Below are 8,850 nucleotides of genomic sequence, written 5' to 3'. Positions count from 1 at the left end.
CCAAAACGGCAGGACAGCCGTTTTGCATTGCCTCCGGCAACCTGCAGAGCGAGCGCCATGGACGGCGCGAGTGATACCCCAAGCATATTTATATAACTATGCGATCCGAGTCTCATCTTTTTCATATAAAATTGCTTTATCAATATATAATTTAAATATTAATTGCAATAATATTTGGCGCCTTATAAAAAAACCAAAGAGCTGGGAAAAATGTCACAACTATACGCAAGACCTTTGAATGAAAAAAAATTGGTCGAGGAATTTCTTAAATCCTGTTTGGCTTATAGCAATAAAGAATTTGGAAATACTGTCCTGAAAATATTAAAGGAAGAATTACTGATAGATACAGTCCCGCAACATTTTTCAACCCTGAATGATGAAAAATTCCGTCACCCTGATTACTCCAGTGATCAAGATTGCATTCGATTGAGAAACATTATCTTTGAAGAGTTATTTCAAAAAACAAGACTAACAAATGACAATGATATAAAGCTTGGTGTCGGTGGAGCTAAACCAGAAAACCTAATAAAAGGATCTCAGGCTATCATTGTTACCGGCTTACCAGCTAGCGGTAAATCATCTATCGCCAACAAAATAGCTGATGCTTTTGGTGCTTATATTATCGATCCGGATTATGCAAAGTTAAAACTCCCTGAGTATTTTATTTTTGGTGCAAACACCGTTCATAAAGAATCTAGTGCTATCGTTCGCAGTTCAAACAAAACAGAAAAAGAAAAAAACCTGTTAGGTGCATGCTTGTATCACAAAGCCAACATTGTAATCCCAACTATTGGTCAATCTTTAAATGATATTAGAGAAGAAAGAGACTTCCTAAAAAACTCTAATTATAAAGTCCATTTAGTTCTTGTCAGTGTAAAGCGTGAAGTCGCAACCTCCAGAGCTTTAGACCGTTTTCTCAAAGATCAACGATATGTCCCTTTAGGCCTGGTATTTGATGGATATGCTAATGACCCCGTACTGACCTATCATAGAACAAAGAACGATCCAGAATGGGATTCTTATGGTAAAATCAATACAGAAGGGCTGCACCCTATTAGACTGGACTCTTCGCCAGGCAGTCCAGTAGAGAGGATTTTTGCTACCACAGGAGAATGTTTATGAGTGAGAGAAAACCTCTTCGGCCGACCGCAAGTGCTAATATCTCCCACCAAGGTACAAACCCAGTCGATACGCGGGCTGACATTCGTAAGCGTAACATAGCCGAAATTTACAATGTCGAGTTAAGCGAGAAAAAGGCATCTCGACGCGTTCTGTCTAACACGCCAGAATCGGTTGCCCGTTCTCATTATTCAGATTACGAACTTTGAAAGCCCACTCTGATGGCCCAAAGCCATCAGAGTTTTGTCATATAACTCCTACTTTAGCACCTGCAACTGGAAATTGCGTCTCCCATCTATATCCTCTTACGCTGATATTTCTCCGGCAACGGCGGCACAGGCCGGTGGTCGTCAATTAAATGAAGCACGGTCAGAATCGGGTGGTGAAACAGCATTCGCGGGCCACTCCAGCGCATTACCTGCTTCATCTCTTCCCGTTTTACAGGCTGGTAGCAGTGGATCGGGCAATGCTTGCAGGCGGGTTTCTCTTCGCCAAAAGCGCAGCGTTCAAGCCTTTTGGCAGCATATTCATAAAGCCGCTGATAGTGGCCAGGCTCGATGCTGGCGGAGGGATTTTGGCGCTCATAGAGCGTCAGCATTTTAGCGATGGTTTGCTTTTCGCGCTGGATGCGTTTTCCGGACATGGGCAGTACCTGATTGACCGGTAAAACGCACGGCCAATAATTGTCGATAAGATGCAATTATAATACACCTTACCGACAAAGGGCCGAAGGGAGAATTGGGGCTAGAGGTCGCGGAAGGTGCCCAGGCGGTAGCCTCGTTCGGCAAGCGCGTACTTAAGTGCCGCAGAGGTCAGCACTTCAAGCTCCGCAAGACGCGGGTAGCAATAGTTGCTTTTCAGTATTGTGTTATCCACAAACGACGGGTGGCACATCACCTCCAACGAGGCTTCCTCACGCTTAGCTGAAGCATCCACGCACTCCAGCAGTAGGTTTTCAGAAATCGCGTCGCCATAAAACTCGCTGCTAAATCCTTGCGTAGTCCGTACGCCGGTCAGCGAAATATTATCCCGGGCGGCGACATCGCGATCCACGCGCAGCGGGATCCCTTTCGCACTGGCAAACGCCGAAACGATGGGGAAAATTTCCGGGATCATGTGTACATGATGGTGACTATCAAGATGAGTCGGTTCAATACCAAAAATATCGATAAAGCGCTGATACTGGCTTTCCAGCTCGCGTTTGATCTCGTCCAGGTCTAACTGCCCCTGCTCCGCCATCTCCCAAATCCACTTGCCCAGCACGCCTGTTTCGCGAGTCAGCACCGGCATGTTGCTTAGCGGCTGCCCCAGCGTCAACACAAAGTGCATGCCCACGCCCAGCCCCGGGTAGCGAGCGCACAACCCGGCGGCGTGTTTAATGGCTTCAGCGTTAACCATTGCGGTGGTTGACGTCACCACGCCGTGGTGAAACGCTTCGATGATGCCGTAGTTTTGCGCCTTGCTCAGGCCAAAGTCATCGGCATTGATGATCAGTAAGCGATCCATAGCATCCCTCTTGAGTGGCCCTCCCCGTCCAGGGAGGGCAAGACATTAAGCCAGTTTTTCGATAGCTTTGGCAAAGTTTGGCAGATGGGCTTTGTGAGCAAGCAGCATCTCTTTGGCAATCACTTCCGCATCTTTGTCCGAGTGGATAAGCGGGCTCAGGTTCAGCGCCAGCAGCACGTCGTTGAACTCACCGCTCAGCGCCGCATGGCTTGCCGCCACTTCAAAACCTTTGATGGTATGAATCAGCCCCATCACTTTCTCATCGAAATGGGTCACGCGCGGGTGTGGTCTTGCGCCATCACGACCGATGATGCTTGTCGTTTCGATAGCCCAGTCGGCCGGAATGTTGTCTACGTGGCCGTGGTGCGGAATGTTTACGTAGTGCTCGGTCTGCTTATCATTGTAGATAGCGCTGATCACTTCGCATGCCGCGTCAGAGTAGTAAGCCCCGCCGCGCAGTTCCAGCTCTTTCGGTTTCACATCCAGGTTAGGGTCTTTATAAAGCTCGAACAGCTGTTTCTCGACCTTCTGCACCACGGAAGCACGCGCCCCGCCTTTGTAGAACTCGCCCATTTCGATAGCCAGCATCTCTTTCTGCTTGAAGTAGTACAGCAGGTAAGAGCACGGCAGCAGGTTGAGAGAACGAATCAGCCCTTCGCTAAACGGCATATCGAAGATGTTTTTCACCGAGTTCGCGCTCAGTTTGCCGCTGGCGACGCCGTCCAGCAGTTCGGCAAAGCGGGACTCACCGTTCACCAGCACATCTTTGATGAACACCATATGGTTCAGACCGAAGAGATCGATGCCCAGATCATCTTCTGGCGTCAGCTTCAGCACGTCGGTAATAAACATCTTCATGCCAACAGGGATGTTGCATACGCCGATGAATTTTTTGAAGTTGGTGTGGCGGAATACCGCCTCGGTCACCATGCCGGCCGGGTTGGTGAAGTTGATAACCCAGGCATCCGGGCAGATTTCCTGCACGTCCTTGATGATGTCGAAAATGACCGGAATGGTACGCAGGCCTTTGAACAGGCCGCCCGCGCCGTTGGTTTCCTGGCCAAGATAGCCGTGGCTCAGGGGAATACGCTCATCCAGCTCACGAGCTTTCAGCTGGCCAACGCGCAGCTGGGTGGTGACGAAATCTGCGTCTTTCAGCGCTTCACGGCGGTCGAGGCTCTTGTGTACCGTCATCGGTACGCCGGCGTGCTCAATCATGCGCTGGCAAAGATTGAAAATAATATCCTGCTTTTCTTTACCGGCTTCGACATCCACCAGCCAAAGTTCGGTAATCGGTAATTCATGGTAGCGCTTAATAAAACCTTCAAGTAATTCTGGGGTATAGCTGCTGCCGCCACCGATAGTAACAACTTTTAATTTCTTAGTCATATAGGCTCCCGTACAGCGCCACGCGCCGTATTTAGAAAATTGAATAAGTTAATAAAAACGCAATATTGACCGTGGTAATAAACCAGCACCTTAATTAATGCTGTACAATTTCTTCCGATAACTATTTGGCGTAAAAGAGGTGACCTTTTTAAAGTTCTTAATAAACATACTGGGGCTGCTATAGCCGGACTCGAAGGCAATATCGGTCACCGACGCGTTAGTAATTTCCAGCTGTTTCTTGGCAAAATTAATGCGGATTTCATTAATAATCTGCATCGGCGTTTTGCCATAATAGCGCTGCGTGGCGCGCGTTAAATATTCCTGCGACTTACCCGAAAGCGCGACCATGTTTAATAAGGCTTTATCACCAAAACGCATTTTGTCATGCATCCCTTCAACGGTGGATTTTAACCACAATGGAATATCATCCTGATTTTCCGACTCACGATAATGGCGCAGTCGATTCACGACATAAAAGCTCACCATTTCGAGAAACTCGTTAAATTCCCCTTCACGGAAATTAAACGAGGCAATCACCGACTCCATAAACGTCAGGAATTCATCCTTGATCTGGTAAACCTGCGAAGCCACCAGATGTGACGGCAGCAGCGGCATATAATGCTGCTCAAAGAACTGCTGGCTGATCCCCACGTTAAATAACCGGGTCGCACCAAACTCGTAGAAACTCTGATGGTGGGAACCGACGGGGATAAAGACAAAATCGCCTCGTTCCATCAGCACGCGCTTACCGTTAATTTCCTGGTAATAGCGCCCGGTCAACACGATAGTGAATTCGTAGTAGTCATGCTGATGCAGCCCGCTCACGCTCTCTTCTTTGGTGTAGATAAACGCATGGAAACACTTGCCGTTAAACAGCTGGCTTTCACGAACAATGTTGATTTCCATATTGTCTATCTCTGGCTGCATATGCTGACCTGCTACTTGTCCATTTTTTCGTGTAATTCAATCAGCTCGGTGACCAGCTCGCGAGCCAGCATCGAGGTCATCAGGTGGTCCTGAGCGTGCACCAGCACCAGGCTGACCTTGGTTTTGCCTTCGCCCTGGTCGCCTTCAATCAGTTTAGTCTGTACCAGATGCGCTTCGTTCAGCGCGGTACGGGACTGGTCCATCATCTCTTTAGCCCCGGAGAAGTCACCCTGCTTGGCCTTTTTCAGCGCACCGTAGGCAAGGCTGCGGGCCTGACCAGAGTTAATGATTAAGCCCATCACCACTTCTTCGAGATCGTCCACTTCCACTTCAGTTTCAACGACGTTGTCTAAATCAAACATAATGCTGCTCCCCGGATTCTGAAAACGGGGGAGGCGTTCCCTCCCCCCTTTGAACTTAGAATTTCAATGCGTTAGCGATATCTTCTTCGCTTTCTTCTTCTTCAATAACCGCCTGTGCCTTGTTGGACAGGATAACGAACGGCATGTAAACCATCGTTGCAACACCCAGGTTGAACAGCGCCACCAGCAGAGCAGCGACGCTGCCGTTACTGTTGAAGAAGGCGCCCAGGCCGGTAGGCATGGTCCACGGTGCCAGGTTGGTGACCGGCGGGATGATGCCCATGGAGTACGCAATCAGGGTAATCGCGGCCAGAATCGGCTGTACCGCAACGAACGGGATGAACATGACCGGGTTCATGATGATCGGCAGACCAAACAGAATCGGTTCGTTAATCTGGAAGATGCCTGACGGCAGCGCCAGCTTAGCTACCTGACGATGATCGGCACGGCGAGAGCCGATGAAGATAGCGATAATCAGACCCAGCGTTGCACCAGAACCCCCCAGCAGGATGTAGGAGTCGAGCATTGGTTTCGCCCAGAAGTGGAACTGTTTGCCCGCTTCGATAGCGGCTTCTACGGAACCGTACTGCTGGTACAGCGCGACGTTTTCCAGCGCCCACGGGGTCATGATGCCGTTATCCAGTGCGGTAAGCGCCAGAGAACCGTGAACACCGAAGAACCACAGCAGGGAGTTGAAAATGACGTATGCCCAGCCAACCACGCTACCCATTGACGCCAGCGGAGTCGAAATGGAGTCCATGATGATCTGGTGGAAGTTGCTGCCGTAGTGAGACAGCGCCCAGGAGATGATCCCGAAGATAGACAGAATCAGGAAGCCTGGAATTAACGCAGAGAACGAACGGGACACCGAAGCCGGTACGCTGTCAGGCAGGGTGATAACCCAGTTCCGACGTACCACAAAGGTAAACAGTTCCGCGACAACCAGACCGATAATCATACCGGAAATAATATTCTGGCCGCCTAACCAGTTAGCGCCCACGGCATAGGCTTCGCCCACGCTATAAGGCGTAACGGTCATAAAGGCTGCTACGGATAATAAGCCCGCTGCCAGAGGATCGACCTTTCTTTCTTCAGCCAATGCCATGCCAATGAAAAAAGGCGCCATCAGCGACATTATGCCCAACGTACCGTTGTACACATTGCCGCCGATAGCTTTAAACCCATTCAGGGTTTCAATGGTCTCGGGGTCTAAACGGATGCCTAACGAGTAGAAGAATGACCCTGCGCCGAAGCTCAGGAATACGTTGTTGATCAGAACAAACATTGCCCCTGTGAGGGTTAATGGCATTAATTTAATAAAACCGTTTTTAATGGCATTAACGTGAGGCTGCTTTCCTATTTTTACAGCAAAAGGCAGGAGAACCTTCTCAAGTGAATCAATGACTTTACTCATATTATAAATATCCTTGAAAGCCGTAATTAATATTACGGCTGTAGGTGTAAGTCGCTCTTTGACGGAAAATTAAACAAAACAAGAATAAAAAATTAACTCTCGGCCGCTGCTTTCTTAATTGCTGCCACAGCCGCTTTCAACACACCCAGCCCATCGACTTTACCGTACAGAGCAGAATCGATAACTTCTACAGGCTTGGTGGGCAACAATTTCTTGATATCTGCCTGCATGTAGGCAATTTGTGGCCCGAGTAACACGAGGTCCGCATGCTTCCCTTTCTCGCTGGCCAAAGACTCAGAGAAAGCTTCAATTTCTACCGGAACTTCATACTTTTCGGCCTGCGCTCGCATTTTGGTCACTAACAGCGAGGTTGACATCCCAGCGGAGCAGAACAGGTAAATTTTTTTCTTTTGCATAAGTTGTTCCTCAAGTCTCAATACGCTGTAACGGACTTCCGTGACGTATTGTTGCTGTTCCAAAGCGGGTTTGTGGGGCGAGACTATTGTCTCTGCTTGAGGAAAGTATACGGCATGGTTTCCCTTGAGAGATAATTCCTGGGTCTCATAAATTGTCTCTCCTTGACCTGGTGTTATGACCCTCTTCACAGTTTGGCCAAATAATTCGCGCAAATAAAAAAGCCCAAACCGAAGTTTGGGCTTTTCACTAAATTGTTGAAGACCGTCAGTCGTAGGCGTTCAGGGTGCGCTGGCAGAGGGCCGAACGCACACAGTCCTGTTTACCGAAGCGAACAACGCCGACCATGTCATCTTCTTCAAAACGGTTCAATGCATCACTTAAACCGGACGGCACGCCTGCGGGTAAGTCACACTGCGTGATATCGCCATTGACGATAACCGTCACATTTTCCCCAAGGCGGGTGAGGAACATTTTCATTTGCGCTGCGGTGACATTCTGCGCCTCATCCAGAATAACCACGGCATTTTCAAAAGTACGTCCGCGCATATAGGCGAACGGCGCAATCTCAACCTTACCAATTTCAGGCCGCAGGCAATACTGCATAAAAGACGACCCTAAACGTCGCACCAGGATGTCATACACCGGGCGGAAATACGGGGCGAACTTCTCTGAAATATCCCCGGGGAGGAAGCCGAGATCTTCATCGGCCTGCAGCACCGGACGGGTAACGATAATCCTGTCGACATCCTTATGTATCAGGGCCTCAGCGGCTTTCGCCGCGCTGATGAACGTCTTGCCACAGCCGGCTTCGCCGGTAGCAAATATCAGCTGCTTTTTCTCGATGGCATTAAGGTAATGCGCCTGAGCTTCATTACGCGCTTCAATAGGTGAATGGTCGCGGCTGTCGCGCGCCATGCCTATCGATTCTACGCCGCTCATCTGCACAAGCGTGGTGACCGATTCCTCTTCACGCTGCCGGTGGCTACGTGAATCCCGTCTCAGCACACGTTTTGCTTCACGACGAGCTTTGATCACAGCTTTCTGTCTTCCCATGGATGGCACCTTACAGTTGGTTTCATTGCCCGCGCCGCCAGGACAGGCGCGATTATGCTCACTAACGGATGAGGTTTGGCTTCCTTGTAAGCCATTAACTGCCGGTTGAGAGGGTGCGCTAAACGAACGCGAAACGTCGCCTGACGCACCGTTAGGACGCTGATTTGATTCTGAATGGGGAAATTTAGCGGTGAAGATAGCGAAGCCGGAGGAGAGGCCTCCGCGCTGGGTAGTGCGGGTAAAGTGTTTAAGTAACCGTCCAGTACAGGACCCAACCATTCGCGATCTCCGTAGTGATTAAACGTCACAGCAGGGAACTACCGCTCTTGCTTTAAGTACAACAAACACCACCCAAAACGCAACATAAATTTCACGTTTAAGTAACGTTTAATCGTAATCCGCTGCTGTGTAACGTTTTCGCACATCAATATTACAGAAATATATCAGCGGGATAGTCATAGGGAATGACAATGAATAATCAGGAGGGTGAATTGTTAGCAAATGAAAATTTACATAACCTGCTCTGAAGAATGGCTAAGGTTCCATTCACTTCCAGTCCTGTTTTATATGCTGCCACCGTGCCTCGCTTTAAACCCGCAACCAAGCTGAACGTCACAGCCGCTGCAAGTCTCACAGCCACGCCCTTGTTCCCGGCTCTCATCG

Annotated in this window: 10 protein-coding genes; 1 reads left to right on the top strand and 9 read right to left on the bottom strand. The window is 49.2% G+C overall.

Features of this window, described 5'->3' with window-relative positions; genetic code table 11:
* Positions 1-210: 210 nt before the first annotated feature.
* A complete protein-coding gene (locus CNE01S_RS23445) occupies positions 211-1,122 on the top strand; it encodes a zeta toxin family protein (protein ID WP_061279024.1) in 912 nt (303 codons plus the stop codon).
* 292 nt (positions 1,123-1,414) lie between these two features.
* On the opposite strand, the gene CNE01S_RS23440 is transcribed toward CNE01S_RS23445, so the two are convergent.
* The 9 genes from CNE01S_RS23440 to CNE01S_RS25665 all read right to left on the bottom strand — a co-directional run.
* Complete coding sequence (locus CNE01S_RS23440) at positions 1,415-1,762, bottom strand: nitrous oxide-stimulated promoter family protein (protein ID WP_061279022.1); 348 nt, start codon at positions 1,760-1,762, stop codon at positions 1,415-1,417.
* Between the two features lie 101 nt (positions 1,763-1,863).
* Positions 1,864-2,625 carry a chitin disaccharide deacetylase gene (gene chbG / locus CNE01S_RS23435; RefSeq protein ID WP_061279020.1) on the bottom strand — a complete coding sequence of 254 codons (762 nt, stop codon included), beginning with the start codon at positions 2,623-2,625 and terminating at the stop codon, positions 1,864-1,866.
* A 45-nt stretch (positions 2,626-2,670) separates the two neighbouring features.
* A complete protein-coding gene (locus tag CNE01S_RS23430) occupies positions 2,671-4,014 on the bottom strand; it encodes a 6-phospho-beta-glucosidase (protein ID WP_061279018.1) in 1,344 nt (447 codons plus the stop codon).
* A 90-nt stretch (positions 4,015-4,104) separates the two neighbouring features.
* Positions 4,105-4,941, bottom strand: coding sequence for a transcriptional regulator ChbR (chbR, locus tag CNE01S_RS23425; protein WP_038473811.1), 837 nt, complete (start codon positions 4,939-4,941; stop codon positions 4,105-4,107).
* 11 nt (positions 4,942-4,952) lie between these two features.
* Positions 4,953-5,303: a PTS N,N'-diacetylchitobiose transporter subunit IIA gene (gene chbA, locus CNE01S_RS23420; RefSeq protein WP_061279016.1), complete on the bottom strand. Its 351-nt coding sequence runs from the start codon at positions 5,301-5,303 to the stop codon at positions 4,953-4,955.
* Positions 5,304-5,358: 55 nt separating this feature from the next.
* Positions 5,359-6,717, bottom strand: coding sequence for a PTS N,N'-diacetylchitobiose transporter subunit IIC (gene chbC, locus CNE01S_RS23415; RefSeq protein WP_061279014.1), 1,359 nt, complete (start codon positions 6,715-6,717; stop codon positions 5,359-5,361).
* Between the two features lie 92 nt (positions 6,718-6,809).
* A complete protein-coding gene (locus CNE01S_RS23410) occupies positions 6,810-7,133 on the bottom strand; it encodes a PTS sugar transporter subunit IIB (protein ID WP_008455640.1) in 324 nt (107 codons plus the stop codon).
* 265 nt (positions 7,134-7,398) lie between these two features.
* The gene (phoH, locus tag CNE01S_RS23405) at positions 7,399-8,187 is read right to left on the bottom strand and encodes a phosphate starvation-inducible protein PhoH (protein WP_008455641.1); all 789 of its coding nucleotides are present in this window, start codon (positions 8,185-8,187) and stop codon (positions 7,399-7,401) included.
* A 478-nt stretch (positions 8,188-8,665) separates the two neighbouring features.
* Positions 8,666-8,850: hypothetical protein (locus CNE01S_RS25665; protein WP_218009458.1), on the bottom strand; the 185-nt coding region annotated here is incomplete at its 5' end.

Origin of the sequence: Cedecea neteri NBRC 105707 = ATCC 33855, assembly GCF_001571265.1 — a bacterium.
GTDB lineage: Bacteria > Pseudomonadota > Gammaproteobacteria > Enterobacterales > Enterobacteriaceae > Cedecea > Cedecea neteri.
Note: the sequence above shows the minus strand (reverse complement) of the source record. Positions and strands in the feature narration are given on the sequence as shown.

Coding starts and splice junctions, on each gene's coding strand:
- CNE01S_RS23440 (WP_061279022.1), bottom strand. CDS start 1,762: ATGTCCGGAAAACGCATCCAGCGCGAAAAGCAAACCATCGCTAAAATG.
- CNE01S_RS23410 (WP_008455640.1), bottom strand. CDS start 7,133: ATGCAAAAGAAAAAAATTTACCTGTTCTGCTCCGCTGGGATGTCAACC.
- CNE01S_RS23445 (WP_061279024.1), top strand. CDS start 211: ATGTCACAACTATACGCAAGACCTTTGAATGAAAAAAAATTGGTCGAG.
- CNE01S_RS23430 (WP_061279018.1), bottom strand. CDS start 4,014: ATGACTAAGAAATTAAAAGTTGTTACTATCGGTGGCGGCAGCAGCTAT.
- chbA (WP_061279016.1), bottom strand. CDS start 5,303: ATGTTTGATTTAGACAACGTCGTTGAAACTGAAGTGGAAGTGGACGAT.
- phoH (WP_008455641.1), bottom strand. CDS start 8,187: ATGGGAAGACAGAAAGCTGTGATCAAAGCTCGTCGTGAAGCAAAACGT.
- chbG (WP_061279020.1), bottom strand. CDS start 2,625: ATGGATCGCTTACTGATCATCAATGCCGATGACTTTGGCCTGAGCAAG.
- chbR (WP_038473811.1), bottom strand. CDS start 4,941: ATGCAGCCAGAGATAGACAATATGGAAATCAACATTGTTCGTGAAAGC.
- chbC (WP_061279014.1), bottom strand. CDS start 6,717: ATGAGTAAAGTCATTGATTCACTTGAGAAGGTTCTCCTGCCTTTTGCT.